The organism is Rhodoferax potami, from assembly GCF_032193765.1.
In the GTDB taxonomy this organism is placed as follows: domain Bacteria; phylum Pseudomonadota; class Gammaproteobacteria; order Burkholderiales; family Burkholderiaceae_C; genus Allorhodoferax; species Allorhodoferax potami.
Genome location: NZ_JAVBIJ010000001.1, coordinates 341,573 through 360,647 on the forward strand (window position 1 = coordinate 341,573; position 19,075 = coordinate 360,647).

At 61.6% G+C, this 19,075-nt stretch carries 16 protein-coding genes; 4 read left to right on the forward strand and 12 right to left on the reverse strand.

Features of this window, described 5'->3' with window-relative positions:
• Nucleotides 1-14: 14 nt before the first annotated feature.
• The 7 genes from garD to RAE21_RS01705 form a co-directional block, all read right to left on the reverse strand.
• Nucleotides 15-1,580: a galactarate dehydratase gene (gene garD, locus RAE21_RS01675; protein ID WP_313879857.1), complete on the reverse strand. Its 1,566-nt coding sequence runs from the start codon at nt 1,578-1,580 to the stop codon at nt 15-17.
• A gap of 7 nt (nt 1,581-1,587) precedes the next feature.
• Nucleotides 1,588-2,562, reverse strand: coding sequence for a Bug family tripartite tricarboxylate transporter substrate binding protein (locus tag RAE21_RS01680; RefSeq protein WP_313879858.1), 975 nt, complete (start codon nt 2,560-2,562; stop codon nt 1,588-1,590).
• A gap of 21 nt (nt 2,563-2,583) precedes the next feature.
• On the reverse strand, nt 2,584-3,879 hold the full coding sequence (locus RAE21_RS01685) for a TRAP transporter large permease (protein WP_313879859.1): 1,296 nt from the start codon (nt 3,877-3,879) through the stop codon (nt 2,584-2,586).
• Nucleotides 3,870-4,358 (reverse strand): TRAP transporter small permease, encoded by a 489-nt coding sequence (locus RAE21_RS01690; protein WP_313879860.1) that lies wholly within the window; start codon nt 4,356-4,358, stop codon nt 3,870-3,872. Before RAE21_RS01690 ends, RAE21_RS01685 begins: the two co-directional genes overlap by 10 nt.
• Nucleotides 4,359-4,422: 64 nt before the next feature.
• On the reverse strand, nt 4,423-5,391 hold the full coding sequence (locus tag RAE21_RS01695) for a TRAP transporter substrate-binding protein (protein WP_313879861.1): 969 nt from the start codon (nt 5,389-5,391) through the stop codon (nt 4,423-4,425).
• A 30-nt stretch (nt 5,392-5,421) separates the two neighbouring features.
• Entirely contained in the window at nt 5,422-6,336 is a 915-nt protein-coding gene (locus RAE21_RS01700; protein WP_313879862.1) for an SMP-30/gluconolactonase/LRE family protein, read from the reverse strand.
• 7 nt (nt 6,337-6,343) lie between these two features.
• Nucleotides 6,344-7,180, reverse strand: coding sequence for an NAD-dependent epimerase/dehydratase family protein (locus RAE21_RS01705; RefSeq protein ID WP_313879863.1), 837 nt, complete (start codon nt 7,178-7,180; stop codon nt 6,344-6,346).
• An 85-nt stretch (nt 7,181-7,265) separates the two neighbouring features.
• Here RAE21_RS01705 and RAE21_RS01710 point away from each other — a divergent pair, with 85 nt between their 5' ends.
• Together RAE21_RS01710 and gudD are read left to right on the forward strand one after the other, a co-directional pair.
• On the forward strand, nt 7,266-8,045 hold the full coding sequence (locus tag RAE21_RS01710) for a FadR/GntR family transcriptional regulator (protein ID WP_313873864.1): 780 nt from the start codon (nt 7,266-7,268) through the stop codon (nt 8,043-8,045).
• A gap of 71 nt (nt 8,046-8,116) precedes the next feature.
• The gene (gene gudD, locus RAE21_RS01715) at nt 8,117-9,469 is read left to right on the forward strand and encodes a glucarate dehydratase (RefSeq protein WP_313879864.1); all 1,353 of its coding nucleotides are present in this window, start codon (nt 8,117-8,119) and stop codon (nt 9,467-9,469) included.
• A 98-nt stretch (nt 9,470-9,567) separates the two neighbouring features.
• Here gudD and RAE21_RS01720 read toward each other — a convergent pair whose 3' ends face one another.
• Nucleotides 9,568-11,046 carry an 8-oxoguanine deaminase gene (locus RAE21_RS01720; RefSeq protein ID WP_313879865.1) on the reverse strand — a complete coding sequence of 493 codons (1,479 nt, stop codon included), beginning with the start codon at nt 11,044-11,046 and terminating at the stop codon, nt 9,568-9,570.
• Nucleotides 11,047-11,224: 178 nt separating this feature from the next.
• On the opposite strand from RAE21_RS01720, the gene RAE21_RS01725 reads away from it, so the two are divergent.
• Together RAE21_RS01725 and galE are read left to right on the forward strand one after the other, a co-directional pair.
• A complete protein-coding gene (locus tag RAE21_RS01725) occupies nt 11,225-12,625 on the forward strand; it encodes a glycerate kinase type-2 family protein (RefSeq protein ID WP_428983952.1) in 1,401 nt (466 codons plus the stop codon).
• Nucleotides 12,626-12,713: 88 nt separating this feature from the next.
• Nucleotides 12,714-13,742: a UDP-glucose 4-epimerase GalE gene (galE, locus tag RAE21_RS01730; RefSeq protein ID WP_313879866.1), complete on the forward strand. Its 1,029-nt coding sequence runs from the start codon at nt 12,714-12,716 to the stop codon at nt 13,740-13,742.
• Nucleotides 13,743-13,772: 30 nt separating this feature from the next.
• Here galE and pelG read toward each other — a convergent pair whose 3' ends face one another.
• The 4 genes from pelG to RAE21_RS01750 are packed head-to-tail and all read right to left on the reverse strand — an operon-like array spanning nt 13,773 to nt 19,068.
• On the reverse strand, nt 13,773-15,152 hold the full coding sequence (gene pelG, locus RAE21_RS01735; RefSeq protein ID WP_313879867.1) for an exopolysaccharide Pel transporter PelG: 1,380 nt from the start codon (nt 15,150-15,152) through the stop codon (nt 13,773-13,775).
• Nucleotides 15,140-16,690, reverse strand: a complete 1,551-nt coding sequence (gene pelF, locus RAE21_RS01740; protein ID WP_313879868.1) for a GT4 family glycosyltransferase PelF — start codon at nt 16,688-16,690, stop codon at nt 15,140-15,142. Before pelF ends, pelG begins: the two co-directional genes overlap by 13 nt.
• Nucleotides 16,662-17,702 carry a tetratricopeptide repeat protein gene (locus RAE21_RS01745; RefSeq protein ID WP_313879869.1) on the reverse strand — a complete coding sequence of 347 codons (1,041 nt, stop codon included), beginning with the start codon at nt 17,700-17,702 and terminating at the stop codon, nt 16,662-16,664. The genes pelF and RAE21_RS01745 overlap by 29 nt, the downstream gene beginning before the upstream one ends.
• Before the next feature lie 10 nt (nt 17,703-17,712).
• Entirely contained in the window at nt 17,713-19,068 is a 1,356-nt protein-coding gene (locus RAE21_RS01750) for a PelD GGDEF domain-containing protein (RefSeq protein ID WP_313879870.1), read from the reverse strand.
• Between the last annotated feature and the right edge of the window lie 7 nt (nt 19,069-19,075).

Sequence of the window (19,075 nt, forward strand, 5' to 3'; positions counted from 1 at the left end):
GGGAGTCCGGTGGATCAGGTAATGGGGGCCGGGTTGAACAGCACCAGGGAGTTGTGCAGCTTCCAGTGTTCAGCCCAGGTCTTTTTGCGGCCGCTGGCGACCTCGAGCATCAGGTGGAACAGTTCCCACCCTGTGTCTTCGATCGTGGCGTCGCCATCGGCAATACGGCCGGCGTTCACGTCCATCAGGTCGTGCCAGCGCCGGGCCAGGTCGGTGCGGGTGGCGACCTTGATGACAGGCACTTCGGCCAGTCCGTAAGGTGTGCCGCGACCGGTGGTGAATACATGCAAGTTCATGCCGGCTGCCAGTTGCAGCGTGCCGCAAATGAAGTCGCTGGCCGGTGTGGCCGCGTAATGCAGGCCCTTGTGCTGCAGCTTTTCGCCGGGCGACAACACACCGCTGATGGGTGCGGTGCCCGATTTGATGATCGAGCCCATGGCCTTTTCCACAATGTTGGAGAGGCCGCCAGCCTTGTTGCCCGGCGTCGTGTTGGCACTGCGGTCGGCCTGGCCGCGGCCTAAATAGGCGTCGTACCAAGCCATTTCACGGGCCATGGCGTCGGCAACCTCAGGGGTGGTGGCGCGAGCCGTCATTTGCTCGATGGCGTCACGCACTTCGGTGGTTTCCGAGAACATGACAGTGGCACCGGCGCGTATCAGCAAGTCGGTGCAATAGCCCACGGCGGGGTTGGCAGTCACACCCGAGAAGGCGTCGCTGCCACCGCACTGCACGCCTACCACCAGCTCGCTGGCTGGGATGGTTTCGCGGCGACGCGCGTTCAGCCGCTCTAGGTGCGGCACTGCAGAGGCCAGGACCGAATCAATCATGCTCATGAAGCCCACATGCTTGTCGGCTTGCAGGCACACCACGTCCAACGCTTCGTTCGCTTGCAGGGGGATGCTGCCCGGGGGCAGCAGGCGCTCAGGCTGCAGCTTTTCGCAGCCCAGGCTGACCACCATCACTTCGCCGCCGAAGTTCGGGTTTTTGGAGATGTTGCGCAGGGTGCGGATGGGGATGATGGCATCCGGTGCATCAATGGCCACACCGCATCCATAGCTGTGCTCCAGGCCGATCACGTCATCCACATTGGGGTAGCGCGGCAGCAACTGCTCTTTGATGCGCTGGACCGCAAAGTCCACCACTCCTGCCACGCACTGCACGGTGGTGGTGATCGCCAGAATATTGCGGGTGCCGACCGAGCCATCGGCATTGCGGTAACCCTCGAAGGTGTAGCCCGTGAGCGGCTCGGCATTCCAGGCAGGTGCAGTCGCCTTGGGCAGGTTGTCCAAGGTGCGCGCATCCGGCATATGCAGCAAACGTTCATGCACCCACGCACCCGCAGGTATGTCTTTGAGCGCATAGCCTATGGGCACGTTGTAGCGCAGTACCGCCGCGTCTTTGGCAATCGACGTTAAGGCCACTTTGTGGCCCTGGGGCACGCGGTCCACCAGCGTCAGGCCATCAGGCATCACGGTGCCCGCTGACAGACCACCGTCGTTGACCACGATGGCCACGTTGTCCGCCGCGTGCATGCGGATGCTGCGCGGCGAATCCGGTGGGGATGAAGGGTTCAAGCTCATGAAAGCGTCAGTCGGCTTTGATGTTGCGGGCGCTGATCAGCTTTTGCCAGCGGACGTACTCGGCAGCCTGGTAGCTGGCAAACTGCTCGGGGGTGTTAAGCACCAGCTCAAAGCCCAGTTCCAGCAGCTTGGGGGCCACTGCAGGGTCTTTGATCGAAGCGGTGATGGCATCCAGCATCCGCTTCTTGATGTCCGCGGGTAGGCCTTTGGGCGCTGCCACCGCTTGCCAGGAATTGACGTTGGCTTCCTTGACGCCGCTCTCTTCCAGGGTAGGAACGTCGGGCAACAAGGGGGAGCGTTTGGCACTCGTGATGGCCAGTGCGCGCAACTTGCCGGCTTTGATCTGGGGCAGGGCGGTGTTGATGTTCATGAACGAACACTCCACCTGATTGCCCAGCAGGTCGGTCATCACCGGGCCGCCGCCTTTGTAGGGGACATGCACCCCAGTGGTACCGGTCTGTTGCCAGAACAATTCAGCGGTCAGGTGGTCACTGCTGCCGTTGCCTGACGATGCAAAGCTCATCTTGTCCGGGTTGGCCTTCAGGTAGCTGATGACTTCGGGCACCGACTTGCGTGCAGACGCCGCGGGCACCACCAGCACATTGGGCGCTTGCGCCACGATGGTGATGGGGTCCAGGTCTTTGAGGGCGTCGTAGTTCGCCTTGATCAGGTGCGGCGCAATTACAAACGGCCCGAGGGACGACACCAGAAAGGTATAGCCGTCAGGCTGAGCGCGTGCGACTTGCGCGGCACCGATGGTACCGGTAGCGCCTGCCTTGTTGTCCACAATGAAAGTGAAGCCGGGGCCCAGCTTCTCGGCCATCTTGGTCGAGAGCGCCCGCGCGATCAGGTCGGTAGACCCGCCCGGCGGGAAGGGCACGACCAGAGTGATCGGCTTGGCAGGCCAGGTGTCGGCCCGGCTCCAGGTAGGGGTGGTGGCGGCCACGGCCAGTCCGGCTTGCAGCAGTTGTCGGCGTTGCATGGTGTGCTTTCGGTGGAGTGTTTAGTTTCCCAACACGAAGTTGGGCAGCCACAAGGAGAACGCCGGCACGTAAGTGACCAGCATCATGCAAGCCAGCAGTGCGCCGTAAAACGGCAAGATGGAGCGCATGACCTGTCCGATCGAAATGCCGCCAATCGCGCAGCCCACCGCTTGGGTGGTGCCCACCGGTGGTGTGTTCAGGCCTAACGCGCAGTTGAGCAAAATCACCACGCCGAACTGGGTCGGGTCCATGCCAAATTTCTGGGCAATCGGCAAGAAGATGGGCGTGCAGATCAGCAGCGTGGGCGCCATGTCCAGAAAGGTACCCAGCACGAACAAGGCGAGGTTGATCATCAGGAAGATCATCCATGGGCTCTGGGTGATGGTCCCCATCAGCTCGCCGGTGCGCTCGGGCACGTCATACATCGCCAAGAAGTAGCCGAAGGCGCTGGAGATACCGATCAGGAACAACACCACACCGGTCGTCTTGCTCGCTTTTGCGCAGGACTTGATGAAGTCATTCCAAGACAGCGAGCGGTAGGCCACAGCGGTAATCAGCAGTGCCCAAAGTACGGCAGTGGCAGCTGACTCGGTGGCGGTGAACACACCCGACAAGATGCCCACCAGAATGATGACCACGATCAGCAAGCCCGGCAGTGCGGCGACAAAGCTGTTGAACACCTCACCCCAGCCGGCGAAGGCGCCGCGTGTGGGGTAACCGCGTTTGATAGCCACACCGTAGGCAGCCAGCAGGTTCAGCACGGTGAGTAACAAGGCCGGAATCACACAAGCCAGCATCATGTTCAGCACGCTCACCGATGCGATGCCTGCAGTGGCCAAGGTGTACAAAATCAAGTTGTGGCTGGTGGGCATCAAAGCACCCACAAGGGACGCGTGGGTGGTTACGTTCACCGCGTAGTCGGTGTTGTAGCCTTCCTTCTTCATCAAAGGAATCATCACCGAACCCATGGCGGATACGTCGGCCACAGGAGAGCCGGCCACGCCGCCGAACAGCGTGCAACCCATTACGTTGGACATGCCCAAGCCGCCCCGCACATGACCCACCATGCTGTTGGCAAAGCGCACGATGCGGTGCGCGATGCCGCCGTGCAGCATCAGCTCACCGGCAAAGATGAAAAACGGAATCGCCAAAAAGGAGAACACCTGCATGCCACCCACCATCTTCTGGAACACCACGGCTACCGGCAAACCGGCAGTGATGATGGTGGCGACTGAAGATAGACCCACGGCGAAGCCCACAGGCACGCCGATGATCAACAGCAAGCCGAAGCTCACACCCAAAACAATCAGTTCCATGCCGGCACCACTTCCTTGCCCTGCAGCAGGGCGATCACATGTTCAATCGTAAAAAGCACCACCAGCACGCCGGCGATGATGAGCGGGACGTAGTCCATGCTGGAGGGGATGGGCAGCATGGGCTTCTGGTCGTTCCATTTGAGGGCGGCCCAGATGTAGCCGTTGTAGGCCATCAGTGCGCCAAAAATGCCCACCAGGATGTGGATCACGATCTCCAGCTTCAGGCGCAGGCGGTCAGGCAATAGGCTGATGATGGAGTCCATGCCGATGTGGCCGGCGTCACGTACGCCGACAGCCACGCCCAGCGCGGTGATATACAGCACCAGCAGCAAGGCCAAAGCCTCTGCCCAAGTGGGGGTGTCGTTGAATACATAGCGCCCGATGACCTGGTATTGCACGCAGGCGATGAGCACGATGAGGCCCGCTACCGCAAGCATCAAACTGAGCTTGGATAACGTGGCACAGAAGCGGGTGTACATGGGGAGCTCCGGTGAAGAAAGAAAACCTCCCGGCCCTCAGGCCGAGAGGTGGCACAGACGCGAATTACTTCGTGTCTTGCACGGCCTTCACCAGGCGCTTCATGTCAGGGGTGCTGGCGAACTTGTCATACACAGGGCCCATGACGTCCTGGAAGGACTTTTTGTCCACTTCCACGATCTCGACGCCGGCAGCCTTCACCATGTCGAATTCTTTCTTCTCATAGGCCGCCCAGGCGGTGCGGTTGAAAGCGACCGATGCCTTGGCTGCTGCGCGGACCTGGTCTTGCTCGGCTTTGGGCAGCTTGTCCCAGGCAATCTTGGAGAACAAGAGCACTTCGGGAGCCATCGAGTGTTCGGTCTTGTTGTAGAACTTGGCCGCTTCAAAGTGGCGGCTGCCGGAGCCGTAAGAGGGGTAGTTGTTTTCTGCCGCGTCAATAATGCCGGTCTTCAGGGCGGTCATGACCTCACCGAAAGGCATGGGGGTGGGGTTGGCGCCCATCGCGGCTGTCAGTGCGACCCACAGGTCAGACTGCTGCACGCGGATCTTCAGACCCTTGGTGTCGGCCACCGACTTGATGGGCTTCTTGCTGTAGATCGAGCGCGCGCCGGAGTCGTAGTAGGCCAGCAGCACAAAGCCTTGCGCTTCGCAGTCCTTGGCGATTTCTTCACCGATCGGGCCGTCCAGCACTTTGTGCAGGTGATCCACCGAGCGGAACAGGAAAGGCAGCACCGGGATATTGGTCTTGGCACATACCGAGTTCATCGGGCTGATATTCACGCGCACCATGTCCAGCGCGCCGATCTTCACCTGGTCAATGGTTTCTTTTTCGGTGCCCAGAGCACCTTTGTTGAACACCTTGATGCTGTGCTTGCCGCCGGTGGCTTTTTTGAGTTCTTCACTCATGAACTTGACTGCGGTAACGGTGGGGTAGTCGTCCGAGTTATGGATGTCGGCGGACTTGAACTCTGTGGCGTGTGCTGTCAGGCTCAAAACAGCCACTGCAGCGGCCAGGACGGTAGGTACCAGTTTCATGTTGTCTCCTCTATGGGGATTGGTTTGGGGTTAACGGACGGGAAAACGGGAAAACAAGGGTTCGGGCAGGCCCTGCACGCCAGGCTCCAAGACCAGCAAGGCGCCGTCCAGCGTGGCATCGAAGCCGGGAGCGGGGCTGGCAGGGCGGATGGATGTAACAAACAGGTGGCGCAGCTCAGGCCCGCCAAAGGCGCACATGGCCGGCTTGCTCACCGGCACGGCGACCGACTGCAACAACGTGCCCTCTGGGCTGAAGCGGTGGATCTGGCCTGCGTCGTTGCCGCAGATCCAGTAGCAGCCTTCTGCATCTACCGCTGCGCCATCGGGCCGGCCGGGCAGGGCTTGCATGTCGACCCAAGCGGCTTGCGGGCCCCAGTTGCCGGTGGCGGTGTCGAAAGAGTGTTTCCAGATCTGTTGGCGGCTGGGGTGCGAATCTGACAAATACGCGGTCGTGCCATCCGGGCTGAAGGCCATGCCGTTGGGGGTGATGTAACCCTCCAGCACCGGGCCACGCAGTCCGCTCTCGTCCAGGCCGTAGATGCCGCCGGCGGGGCTGGCAAGCCCCATGTCGCGGACCATGGTGCCCGCCCAGAAGCGGCCGTGGTGGTCGCAGCGACCGTCATTGAAGCGCATGCTCGGGTGCGGATGGGTCACGCTGGCCAACAGGCTGAGGTGCGCGACGGGTGGGTCACTCAAGGTGACTTCAAAAATGCCCGTCTCCATGGCGGCAATCAGAGTGCCGCGCTCCGTCATGGCGATGCAGCCCACGCGCTCCGGCAGTGTCCAGGTGCTTTGGTGGCGGTTGCCCCAGTTCAACCGGTGAATGAACGGGCCTTCAATGTCGACCCAATAAATGCACTGGTTAGCCACGGACCAGACGGGGCTCTCGCCCACTTTGTCGCGGCTGATGCTGATGGCCTCTACGGCAGGGGTGTGAACAGACACAGACACCTCAAGCGGTTTTCTTGGGTGGCAGGTGCGCCGTCATCGGCTCGCCCTGGAACAAGAAGCCGCCGCCTTGGTAAATCACGGCAGGATCGGTCACATCAGGTTCGAGCGTGCGGGCGTAGACCGCCTCGCGGAACGGGTCGGAACTGTCCTGCGGCACATAGCCCACATGGCGGGCGGCGCTGTTGTCGTACCAAGTGACCGCGTTATCCGACATGCCGAAGATCGCGGTGTGCCCCAGCACCGGCGTGGTCAGGCAAGCAGTCACCAAACGGTGCAGGTCGTCAAAACTCAGCCAGCTGGCCAACATGCGGCGGTCGCGCGGCTCGGCAAACGAAGATCCGATGCGCACGCAGGCCGTCTCGATACCGTAGCGGTCGAAATACATGCGGGACAGGTCTTCGCCAAAAGCCTTGCTCACGCCGTACAGGCTGTCGGGGCGGGCAGGGTGGTTCAGGGTGATGGTTTCGCTCTGCTTGTAAAAGCCGGTCACATGGTTGGAGCTGGCAAACACCACCCGCTTCACGCCATGCTTACGGGCTGCTTCGTACAGGTTGTAGACGCCCAAAATGTTGGCTTGCAGAATGGGCTCGAACGGGCCCTCCAGCGAGATGCCGCCGAAATGGACGATGGCGTTCACGCCTTTGACCATCGCATCAACCGCTGCTGCATCGGCCAGGTCAGCCAGCACCACCTCTTCGCCGGCACGGGCAGCGCCGAAATCGCTGCGGTCAGAGAGGCGCAAGACCTCGCAATTGGCCTTCAAACGGTCGCGCATGGCAGTGCCCAAGCCGCCTGCAGCGCCGGTCATCAGCAAAGTGTGGTGTACTTTAATGGTCATGAAATAGAGAGCTGAATTGTCAGTTGTATGTTGTCTGATGTGTTAAATTGTGGTCATCGTCTCAGACCGCGTCAAGGACTTTTCCATGGACCTAGTGCAAACCCCTAGAACAATTGCAGCGTCTGGTGCAACACCGGAGGCGACCGACGTTTTGCGCCCGCGCCGCGCCAAAGGCTTGGTAAATGAAGTGGTCGAAAGTCTGGCCGCCAGCATCCGCGAAGGCGCGATCCAACCCGGCGACAAACTGCCCACCGAGTCAGAAATCATGGGCCGTTTTGATGTCAGCCGCACCGTGGTGCGCGAAGCCATTTCGCGCCTGCAAGCCAACCGCTTGGTAGAGACCCGCCACGGTGTGGGCACCTTCGCACTGGCACCGCAGAGCAGTGGCAACTTTCAGATCGCTGATGTGGATTTCGCCACTGTCGCAGATGTGATTGCCCTGCTAGAGCTAAGGATTTCGCTGGAAACCGAGGCGGCGGGCCTGGCGGCACAGCGCCGCACGGAGGCCAATTTGCAGGCCATGCAAGCTATGCTGGATGCGTTCCAAAAGTCGATCGAAGAGGACTCGGATGCGGTGCCTTCTGACTTCAGTTTCCATATGGAAGTCGCCAAGTCCACTGGTAACCGTCATTTTGCCGACCTGATGACGTACCTGGGCACCATGATCATTCCGCGCACCCGCATCAACACCGCGAGCAGTGCGCCGGAAGGGCGCTTGGCGTACCTGCGGCGGGTGCATGGTGAGCATGAATACATCTTCAACGCCATCCGCAATCAGGACGCGGATGCGGCCCGCGCCGCCATGCGCACCCACTTGGCGAACAGCAAGGACCGTTTGAGAAAATCGCAGGTCGACGCGGTTTAGTTGTATGATGTCCTATATGTAGGGGCGCCACCCATCCTTTCATATCGAGCGCCCCGCTAAGGAGATTGACCATGACCCCGTCTGAAAAACCCTCTGTGCGCGGCACCCCTGTGGTGACTGCGCTGCGCGTCATCCCGGTTGCCGGCCATGACGGAATGTTGATGAACCTGAGTGGTGCCCACGCGCCTTTCTTTACCCGCAACATCGTCATCCTGACCGACAGCAGCGGTAACACCGGTGTGGGCGAAGTGCCCGGCGGCGAGAAGATCCGCCAGACCCTCGAAGACGCTGCCTCTTTGGTAGTAGGCCAATCCATTGGCAACTACAACGCCATCCTGAACCGCATGCGCGAAGCCTTTGCCGCCCGCGACAGCGAGGGCCGTGGCCTGCAGACCTTTGACCTCCGCGTGGCGATTCACGCAGTCACCGCCGTGGAAAGTGCCTTGCTCGATTTGCTGGGCAAATTCTTGGGTGTGCCGGTGGCGGCCTTGCTGGGCGATGGCCAACAACGCAGCAGCGTCGCGGTGCTGGGCTACCTGTTCTATGTGGGCGACCGCCAGAAGACTGACTTGCCCTACATCAGCGAGCCGGATCAGGCAGATGACTGGAAGCGCCTGCGCCACGAGAAAGCCATGGACGCGGACGGCGTAGTGCGCTTGGCAGAAGCCGCCTATGCGCGCTATGGCTTTCTGGATTTCAAGCTCAAGGGCGGTGTGCTGCGCGGCGAGGAAGAAGTGGAGGCCATACGCGCCCTGCATGCCCGCTTCCCGCAAGCCCGCATCACCTTGGACCCGAACGGTGGATGGCTGTTGAATGACGCGGTGCGCCTGTGCCGCGACTTGCATGGCGTGATGGCCTACGCCGAAGACCCCTGCGGTGCAGAAGGCGTGTTCTCCGGTCGCGAAGTCGTGGCCGAGTTCCGCCGCGCCACCGGCCTGCCCACTGCCACCAACATGATTGCCACCGACTGGCGCGAGCTGGCGCATTCGCTGGCCTTGCAGTCGGTGGACATTCCCTTGGCCGACCCGCATTTCTGGACCATGCAAGGTTCGGTGCGGGTGGCGCAGGTCTGCCAAACCTGGGGTCTGACCTGGGGTTCGCATTCCAACAACCACTTTGACGTGTCGCTGGCCATGTTCACCCATGTGGCGGCCGCTGCACCGGGCAAGGTGACGGCCATTGATACGCACTGGATCTGGCAGGACGGCCAGCGCCTGACCCAAGACCCGCTGCAGATTGTGGGCGGACAGATTGCGGTGCCCACCACGCCTGGTTTGGGTGTGGAGCTGGACATGGTCGAAGTGGAAAAAGCCCATCAGCTCTACTTGCAGCACGGCTTGGGCGCACGTAATGATGCGATGGCCATGCAGTACCTGATCCCCGGCTGGAAGTTCGACCCCAAGCGTCCCTGCCTCGTACGTTGAGGCTTGAATTGGCCTCTAGCGCCCGTCGATATTGCGCGAGCAGCTCCTATTTCAGGAGCAAATCCGCGCTAATGCCTTTAGCTACTGCGCAGGTGAGGTCAGTGGACTGCAGCCGCAGCCAGCTGCAGCGCCAGCCGGTTGTGGCGCTCCATCAGCGGGCCGAGATCTACCGTATCCAAGTGGCCCTCGCGCACCACCACTTTGCCGTTGACGACCGTGTAGTCCGCCTGCGGACTGGCACACAGCAGCAGGCTGCCGACCGGGTCATGAACTGCGCCACCGGCAAAGCCCAGCGTGTCCAGGTCAAACAGCACCAGGTCCGCACACATGCCCACTGCAAGGTGGCCGATGTCTTTGCGGCCCAGTACTTGCGCGCCGCCCCGGGTGGCTACGCTCAGGGCATCCCGCGCGGTCATCTCGGCCGGGCCCAGATCGCAACCGAAGAAGGTGCGGCGTTCGCCAGTGGGCAGCACACGCTCCTCGGGTGGCTGCATGGCGCGGCCTACGCGGGCCAGCAGCAGGGCCTGGCGGGCCTCGTTCACCATGTGGGCAGCGTCATTGCTGGCACTGCCGTCCACACCCAGGCCTACCGGCACGCCGGCGTTCAGCATTTTGCGGATGGGGGCGATGCCGCTGGCCAGGCGCATATTGCTGCACGGGCAGTGGGCCACGCCGGTGCGGCTGGCGGCAAACAGGCTGATGCCCTCGTCATCCAGCTTCACGCAGTGGGCGTGCCACACGTCCTCACCCAGCCAGCCCAGGTCTTGGGCATATTGGGTGGGGGTGCAGCCGAACTTTTCGCGGCTGTAGGCGAGGTCGTGGTCGTTCTCCGCCAGGTGGGTGTGCAGGCGTACGCCCTGACCCTTGAAGCTGCGGGCCAGCAGGGCGGCTTCGCGCATCAGGTCGCGGCTCACGCTGAACGGGGAGCAGGGCGCCAGTGCCACATTCAGCATGGAGCCCCAGCTCGCATCGTGGTGCTGCTCGATCAGCCGTTGGCTCTCTTTGAGAATGAAGTCTTCTTGTTCTACCACCCGGTCCGGAGGCAGGCCGCCTTGGCTCTGGCCTACGCTCATGCTGCCCCGCGTGGCCACAAAGCGCATGCCGATTTCGGCAGCCGCGCTAATGCTGTCGTCCAGCCGCACACCGTTGGGGTAGATGTAGAGGTGGTCGCTGCTGGTGGTGCAGCCGCTCATCAGCAGTTCCGCCATGGCGATCTGGGTGCTCACCTGCACCATCTCGGGGGTCAGGCCGGCCCAGATGGGGTACAGCCCGCGCAGCCAGCCGAACAGCTCTGCGTTTTGCACACCGGGTATGGCCCGCGTGAGGCTCTGGTACATGTGGTGGTGGGTGTTCACCAGACCGGGGGTGACCAGATGGCGCTGCGCGTGGATCACCTCGTCAGCTTCCAGCGCGTGTGGCGGCAGGTCGGCCGTGGCGCCCATAAAAGCGATACGGTTACCCTCGATATAAATCGAAGCGTTGCGCAGCTCGGTGGATTGCGCCGGGTCAGCGTGGTCGAAAGTGGCCGAATCGAATGTGGCGATGGCGCGCGCGTTGTGGATCAGCAAAGTGCCCATGAATGTGTTTCTCCGTCAAACAAGTGTCCCACCGGTCAAGGTGGCTCCTGTCGAGGCCGAATCCCGCTGGCCGGCTGCACGAGCCACCAGAGGCGAGCACCACGTTGCCGAGCATCCCGGGCTGTGCTGACGCGCTATGCGCCCCTGAATTTTGCCCCATTTACTTTTGCATCAAGCGATGAATATGCCAAGTACTGAAACCCATCTCCAAGCCCCTGCGCATTTCTCTGACATGGCCCCGCGCGAGTTGCTGAGCCAGCTGTACTGGGCTGCGGTGCGCCAGGCGCTGCCCTCCCACACACTAGGTGCGTACTTGCCTGAGCCGCCCAAGGGGCGCACGCTGGTGCTGGGTGCCGGCAAAGCCGGTGGCGCCATGGCCCATGCGCTGGACGCGTTGTGGCCCCAAGACCTGCCGATGTCGGGTCTCGTCGTTACGCGCTATGGCCACACGCCACCCCTGCCTGCAGACGCCGCACCGGCCCGCATTGAAGTAGTGGAAGCCGCTCACCCTGTGCCTGACGCAGCCGGCTTGGCAGCGGCCCAACGCATCCTCGCCTTGACCGAAGGGCTCACCGAGGACGACTTGGTGATTTGCCTGATCTCCGGTGGCGGATCTTCCTTGCTGACGCTGCCTGCGCAGTGGGAGGTGGACGGCGTGCAGTGCGGCATCAGTCTGGAGCTCAAGCAGCGCATCAACAAGCTCTTGCTGGAGAGCGGCGCCAGCATTCAGGAGATGAACTGCGTGCGCAAGCACCTGTCCGCCATTAAGGGCGGGCGCTTGGCCGCAGCCTGCTATCCCGCCAAGGTGGTGACGCTGCTGATCAGCGATGTGCCGGGCGACGACCCCAGCGTGATCGCCAGTGGCCCCACGGTACCGGATCCCACCACCTGCGCGGACGCGCTATCAATTTTGAAGCGCCTTGCGCAGAATGCATCAGCGCTGGAGGCCGATTTAGTTCTCAAAGCGCTGGAGTCCGGCGTGCTGGAAACCCCCAAGCCCGGCGATGCCGTGTTTGCCAACAACACGGTCTACCTGATCGCCGCGCCCCAGCAGTCGCTCGAAGCTGCCGCCGATCTGGCCCGCAGCATGGGCCTGAATGCCTACATCCTCAGCGATGAGCTGGAGGGTGAATCCCGCGAGGTGGGCAAGGTACATGCAGCCTTGGCCCGCACGGCGGCGCAAAAGCCGGCCTCTGCAGTGCAACCCTTTGCCAAGCCCTGTGTGATTCTGAGCGGCGGCGAGACCACCGTGACCGTGCGCCCGCGTCGAGAAGGCTCAGCAAAGGGCCGCGGCGGACGTGCCGGTGAGTTCTGCATGGGGCTCGCCCTTGGCCTGCAAGCACAGACCAATGTCTGGGCGCTGGCCGCCGACACCGATGGCATTGACGGGGTAGAAGACAACGCCGGTGCGCTGGTCGCCCCGGACACCTTGGAGCGTGCAGCAGCGGTTGGCGTGTCCTTGAGCGATTGCCTGGACCGCAACGACGCGGTGGGTTTCTTTCAGCCGCTGGGCGACTTGTTCACCACCGGCCCGACCCACACCAATGTGAACGACTTCCGGGCCCTGCTGGTGTTGTGAGCGCCGCTGGTGTCAGTGGCAGCGTCATCAAAGGCAAGTAAAGTTCGGGTGTTACCGACACACGCGACTTTTGAGGGAGCTTAAAAAAATGACATCACCAACGACTATTTTGCTGACTGGCGGGGCCGGCTACATCGGCAGCCACACCTATGTGGCCTTGGTGGAGGCCGGTTACCAGCCGCTGATTCTGGATGACTTCTCTAACAGCGACCCGGAGGTTTTGCAGCGCCTGCAGCAAATCACCGGGCGCGAAGTGCTGTTCCAGCGCGGCAATGCCCGCGACCGTGCGACCCTGGAAGCCTTGCTGACGCAGCACCAGGTCCAGGCGGTGATCCATTTCGCAGGCTTCAAAGCAGTCGGCGAAAGCGTGGCCCAGCCGCTTAAGTATTTTGAAAACAACCTTGGCAGCACGATTGCGCTGTTGCAGGCCATGGCCACTACCGGCTGCCACAAGTTGGTGTTTTCCAGCAGCGCCACGGTCTACGGCGACCCCGCATCGGTGCCGATCACCGAGTCGTTTCCGCGCAGCCACACCAATCCCTATGGCCACACCAAGCTGGTGTGTGAGGACATGATCGCGGCCCAGTGCGCCGCGCTGCCTGCCTTGCGTGCGGGTGTGCTGCGTTATTTCAACCCGGTGGGTGCCCACCCGAGCGGCTTGATTGGAGAAGACCCGTCCGGTATCCCGAATAACCTGATGCCTTTTGTGACCCAGGTTGCGGTGGGCAAGCGCCCCCGCCTGCAAGTCTTTGGCGGCGACTACGCCACACCCGACGGTACCGGCGTGCGCGACTACATCCACGTGCAAGACTTGGCCCAGGCCCATGTGGCGGCGGTGCGCAAACTCCTGGCAGGGGCTGACACCTTCACCGTGAATGTGGGCACCGGCCAGGGCTACAGCGTTCTGGATGTAGTGCGCGCTTTTGAGCAAGCCAGTGGCAAGCCTGTGCCCTACGACGTGGTGGCGCGCCGCCCCGGCGATGTGGCCCAGTGTTATGCCGATGCCACCATGGCCAAAGCCGTGCTGGACTGGCAGGCCGCGCAAAACCTGCAGTCGATGTGCGAAGACTCCTGGCGCTGGCAGAGCCGCAACCCCGACGGCTATCGCAAGGCCTGAAACCCTAGGGCGGCAGGCGGACGGCGGCCCTTACTGGAGCATGAAGGTCTCGTACTCCAGAACCTCGAGCTTGCGGCTGAGAATCCAGATGCCGGTCAGCACGGTGACCAGCATCGCCAGCGCAAAGCCATAGCCAAACCATGCCGCGCCCAGGTGCAAGGTGATGCCGGTAAACACCGCATTGCACAGGGGCAGCATGGCGGTCAGCAAAACCACCGCACGGCGCTGGTCGAGGTAAAACAGAATATTCAATATCCCCAGCAGCACCACTTGCAGCGCGGCACCGACCACATCCACATACAGCAGCGGCAGGTACAAGGTGGAGATGCCCAGCGCTTGGAGCACCACGCCGCCGGCCGCAAAGGTAGAGAGGACGGCGATACCCTGGATTTTGGCGATGTCAAACAAGCCACGGCGCACGTGGTAGACCATGTGGTTGCGCATGCGCTCGATGTAGTCCAGCGTGGCGCCCTCGCGGACAGCGTTGTAGAACTTGACGTAGTACTCCACAAAGTCGGTTTCGATCCGCACCAGAAAAATGGCCATTCCGGGGATGACAGACAGGTACGACAAGAAGATCGGGAAGTCGTAAATCACCGAAGCATGCAGGGGCCCGATGACTTGCTGCCCGGTGCTGGGGAAATACCAGAACATCAGCTTGTCGATCCACGCGCCCAGGTTGAATAGGAAGCCGGTGGCCATCAGGCTGGTGTACATGGCGCCGCGCTTCCAGATGTCAAATGCGACAAAGCGGTCCGACTGGTAGTGCCGGTAAACCAGATAGACCATGCCCATCAGGAGCAGGTAGTGCCCCAGAACAAAGCCGAGCAACAAGCCCTCCAGACCTAGCGGCCCCCGCAGCAACAAGGCCAGGCCTAGGGTGGCGCTGTAGCCCAGAAAAAACATGAGCACAATCGCGCGGTAGTGCTTCATGCCGGTAAGGAACACAGTCGCAATCCAGATCGCGGACATGACCCCCAAACCCATCACAAACAGCAAGCGGTAGAGCACCGATTGCTCGGGGAAAAAGATCGCCACGCAGGGCAGGGCCACGAGCATGCTGACGCCCATCACCACCAGAATCAGCCCGTTGAAGTTGGGCAGGATGGAGGCCTCGTCTTTGGCAAACGTGCGGTCCGCCACAAAGCGGGTGAACGACAGTTGAACCAGGCCGGTGCTGATCAGTGAGATCAGAAACAGGTAGGTCACCGTGACCTGAAACTGCGACACACTGACCCGGGGCGACGCCACCCCCGCCCCCGCGCTCAGCAGGCCAATCAGCATGATGCCCACGATGGAAAGCACCCAGGGCCCGGAGCTGATGATGCCGGCGAAAGCGTAGGCCTGCAGCAAACCTGCATAGGTCTGCTTTCGCAGGAGTTTGCGGAGTTCGAAGCCTATGCCTGCCATGCGAAGTTCTTGTCGTAAAGCGACCGGTAGCGGTCAAACATGATGTGCTGTGCGTAGTATTTTTTGACGCGCCGGATACCCGACTCGCGGGCCCGCTGCCATTCGGCCGGATCGCCCAGTAGCTCGAGCGTGGCTTCTGCCATGGCCTGGGGGTCTGCAATCCGCACCACCCGCCCGGATGCGCCCAAGGCCTCATCCTCGCCCGGCAAGCCATACACCAGTTGGCGGCAAGAGCCCACATCGGTACTGACGGTGGGCACGCCCGCGGCATAGCCCTCCAGAATGACCAAGGGAAGGGCTTCGCTGATGGAAGTGAGAACCACCAGCCCGACTTGGGGCAGCAGCTCAGTGAGCTTTTGGAATCCCAGGAATTTGACGGTGTTTTCGAGCCCGAGTTGGGCCACCAGATCGCGGCACTCTTGCGCGTATTCCGGCGACTCGTCTTCGGGGCCGGCGATCCAGGCCTCCACCCCGGGCATGCGGTTGGCGATGATGCGCGCAGCGCGGATGTAGGTCTTGATGTCTTTGATCGGCACCACACGGCCAATCAGGCACAACACCTGGGGCGGGCCATCCGGCCAGTCTTGGCGCAAGGCACCGAACTTCACCACGTCGATCCCGTTGGCGATGTTGGAGGTGCGCTCCTCGGGCGCGCCGTCGAGCAACTGCCGTTGCCGGTTCGCTTCGTACAGCGCCACGATGTCGTTCGCCGCGTGGTACGTCACGTAGCCGAGATGCTCAAAAAAACGGATCCACAACTGCCGGAAGTAGCTGACACGCGAGGGGTCGTGCTCAAACACGCTGCGGTTGTCCTTGATCCACTGGGCCTGGTAGAGGTCGATCTTGCGCTCTTTGACGTAGATGCCATGTTCACTGAGCATGAAGGGGCGCTTGTTCCGGTGCTTGAGCAGGACGCCCAGAATGCCGGCATATCCGGTAGACACCGCATGGTAGATACGCGCTTTGGGCGCGCGGACCGCGACCTCCCGCAGTCCCCAGAACGGCCGGTGGATGGTGCGCACGGTCCAGAAGTAATCGACAAACGAGGGGTCTGTGCTGCGGCTGCGGTAGATTTTTTTGATGTAGTCCCACGACCCCTCGCTGTAGAGAAACATATCTTGGCTGAGCATGCCGCCGGGGCCCGCCTCGTCCATCATGCTGGCGAAGAGGTGCGGGCATTCGGGGTGGCGCAGATCGTTTTCAAACATGTCGTGCATCCGCTCGACCAGCTCCATGCTTTTGGCCGGTGCCTTGACACGTGCGATCGGTGGGGGCGCCTCGTCTTCATACAGATAGGCCGTTTCCAGATGGACGAGGTTGGGCGGCAAGGCGTAGCGCATGTGCCCGTAGTCCTGTTTGCGGCTACCCAGAAAAATGGCGCCGAAGCGGATGTCCGGAAAGCCCAGAATGATTTGCTGGACCCAGCTGGACACTCCCCCGGACACAAACGGGAAGGTGCCCTCCAGGAGAAGCATGACGTCGACCTGCTCTGCCTTGGGCAGTACAGGTTCAGATGTGGGGGAGGTAGTTGCGGTCACTGCGGTGTGGGAAGTTGTCTCGTCCGGTCCAGATGTCTACAACGGCCCGGGTACGGGAGGCGACGTTGAGTTTCTCCAGGCGGAGCATGGATTGTTTGACTTGCGCGAAGTCGCGGCGCTGGTAGGCCAGCTCGGCCACGTAAGGGACGGCAGACACCAAAGGGTGGCCGAGCTTAATCGCGTGTTCAATGGCGGCTTGGGCTGGCGTGTATTCGCCGATGGCCAGCAAGATCCGCCCTTTGAGGAACAGCATCGCGGCGTCTGGCTCGGGCTCCAGGGCCAGGGTGGCGTCGACATATTGCAGCGTTTGGCTGAGGATGTGCTTTTTAAGTTCCCCTTGGGCCAGCGAGGCGTAAATCAGTTCCCAGTGCAGTTCTGCCAGATGTCGCAAGCAGGTGTGGCGTTGCGCGTCGCTCTCCGCCTGGTCGAGTTGGCGACGTTCACGCTGGATGTCTGCGTTGATTTTCTTTTCCTCGGCATCGAGCATGCCAAACGCCACGAGGCGCACATCGTCAGAGTTGTCACTCAGTAGTTCGTCCAGGATGGGATTGGCAACCCGGGTAGGGATCGCCTGCAGTGTCATCAGGGATTGAAGCCGGATGGCGCTGGGCACATGCGAGTTCAGGCGTGAGCGAATGGAGCCTTGCCCGCTGCGGCTGACGTCCTTGGCTTGCATGTCAAATTCGGGCAGGGGCACCGTCACCGGCTCGGGACGGTCTCCATCCAGCGACTCTTTCCGGAAGGTCGTCCAGATGATGGCCAGCATCCCGACCGCACCGATCAGGGGGGCGACAAATGCAAAAAGAAACAACAGCAACCACACGGTCACACGGGGCCGCATGTACTTGTGGGGCAGCAGCACATAACTGCCCGATGCCACGATCGCGCTCGCCAAGGCGTGCAGCGCCAGCATGGCCAGCAACGCCCCCAGCGTGGACTGGTGCAACAGCGGGCTCAAGAAGACCCCCACTTCAATGGCGATGGCCGCCCAGGCCCACTTCAATGTGAACATGCGGGCTTTCTCACGGAGCGAACTGGGTGGTCAGGGCTTGCACCGGGTCTTCCAGGGCGAAGTCGATGGTGTGCAGGCGGACTTGCAGGCTTTGGATGTCGCCATGAAAGCGCAGTTGCAGCCAGTCATCAATCCGCTGGATAAAACCTTCCTTGGCAGAGTCTGATGCAAACGGCATCAGCACCACGACTGCAGGCTGCCCACGGATATGCGTTTGCCAGTACAAGTCCAGTCCGCGTTTCACGCGCACAAACTCGGCCGTGATTTCGGCCCCCAATGCACCTTCAAAGGTCATGATCACCAAATGGCTGGACAGGCCCACCGAGTGATTCAGCCGGCTCATGCGCACCAGCTCTTCTGCGAACAATGCCGGGATGCCCGGAAGCGCCTGCTGGACTTTGTAGGTATCGGGGCCGATCCGGATGTTGTCTGCGTAATAGGCCAGGATCACTGACATCATTTGCAGGTTCTCTACCGTCAGTGAGAAAAACGGAATACGGGTCACGACCAGCACGCCCAATATGGTGTCGTTGCCAGCCACCAGCGGGGCGACCACCAGGGGGCTGTCGGGGTCAGAGCTGCTGATGTCTTCGCCGGCGATGTGCACCAGCGCCCGTGTTTCCAGTGCTTTCTGGAACAGCACATTTCCCGGCAAGAGCGGTAGCGGGTCCCCGATCACCGCCAGAGCCGGGCCCAATTGCGGGTCGGTGTCCGGGTTCTTGATGGCATACAGCGTGGCGGATTCCAGATTGACATACTGCGACAGCAGTTGCAGCAAGCTATTGGCCGCCGGCATGGGGTCATCCTGCGGGGTGGGTTGCATGGCCATTCCCCGCAGGCGGGCCAGGGCATCGCGCAGGGAGCCCGGGCGGATCAGCATCTCTTGTTCAAGCCGATCGTGGGACAGGTTGAGTAGCAGGTGCCTCTTGGTGAGCCGCGAAAGACGCTCGGTCACATACAGGTAGGTCTCTTCCATGCGCGCATTACGATCACGCCACACATCGCTGAACTCGCCGCAGACCATGACCAGCACACCCGCACCGAAGAAAAAGCGGAAGGCGAAGGCATCTTCAACCCGACCCATGGCATTGGCGATCAACCAATTGATGATCAGCGGAATGCTACTCAGCAAGCCCGGCGAAACGCCGTAGCGCAACGCAATCAAGATCGGTGCAAACCAGAGCCAGGGAAAGTGGCTTTGCGCGAGCATCGGGTCGTCGGCGCTGATCCACCAGCCCACGGCAATGCCGATCAGGGGGATCAAAAATATTTCGAGCCACTGGTCACGGGCCAGCACCGGATCGGGTGCCAGCCGATGCGGGCTGATGAGCTTTTTGAGCCAACTGGTCGAGGAGGGTGCTCCCATAAGCGAC

Excerpts from the sequence above, each read along its gene's own strand:
- RAE21_RS01685 (WP_313879859.1), bottom strand. The coding sequence starts at position 3,879 with ATGGAACTGATTGTTTTGGGTGTGAGCTTCGGCTTGCTGTTGATCATC.
- RAE21_RS01705 (WP_313879863.1), bottom strand. The coding sequence starts at position 7,180 with ATGACCATTAAAGTACACCACACTTTGCTGATGACCGGCGCTGCAGGC.
- RAE21_RS01750 (WP_313879870.1), bottom strand. The coding sequence starts at position 19,068 with ATGGGAGCACCCTCCTCGACCAGTTGGCTCAAAAAGCTCATCAGCCCG.
- RAE21_RS01745 (WP_313879869.1), bottom strand. The coding sequence starts at position 17,702 with ATGTTCACATTGAAGTGGGCCTGGGCGGCCATCGCCATTGAAGTGGGG.
- RAE21_RS01725 (WP_428983952.1), top strand. The coding sequence starts at position 11,225 with ATGAATATGCCAAGTACTGAAACCCATCTCCAAGCCCCTGCGCATTTC.
- galE (WP_313879866.1), top strand. The coding sequence starts at position 12,714 with ATGACATCACCAACGACTATTTTGCTGACTGGCGGGGCCGGCTACATC.
- gudD (WP_313879864.1), top strand. The coding sequence starts at position 8,117 with ATGACCCCGTCTGAAAAACCCTCTGTGCGCGGCACCCCTGTGGTGACT.
- RAE21_RS01720 (WP_313879865.1), bottom strand. The coding sequence starts at position 11,046 with ATGGGCACTTTGCTGATCCACAACGCGCGCGCCATCGCCACATTCGAT.
- RAE21_RS01690 (WP_313879860.1), bottom strand. The coding sequence starts at position 4,358 with ATGTACACCCGCTTCTGTGCCACGTTATCCAAGCTCAGTTTGATGCTT.
- RAE21_RS01695 (WP_313879861.1), bottom strand. The coding sequence starts at position 5,391 with ATGAAACTGGTACCTACCGTCCTGGCCGCTGCAGTGGCTGTTTTGAGC.
- RAE21_RS01710 (WP_313873864.1), top strand. The coding sequence starts at position 7,266 with ATGGACCTAGTGCAAACCCCTAGAACAATTGCAGCGTCTGGTGCAACA.
- garD (WP_313879857.1), bottom strand. The coding sequence starts at position 1,580 with ATGAGCTTGAACCCTTCATCCCCACCGGATTCGCCGCGCAGCATCCGC.
- pelG (WP_313879867.1), bottom strand. The coding sequence starts at position 15,152 with ATGGCAGGCATAGGCTTCGAACTCCGCAAACTCCTGCGAAAGCAGACC.
- RAE21_RS01680 (WP_313879858.1), bottom strand. The coding sequence starts at position 2,562 with ATGCAACGCCGACAACTGCTGCAAGCCGGACTGGCCGTGGCCGCCACC.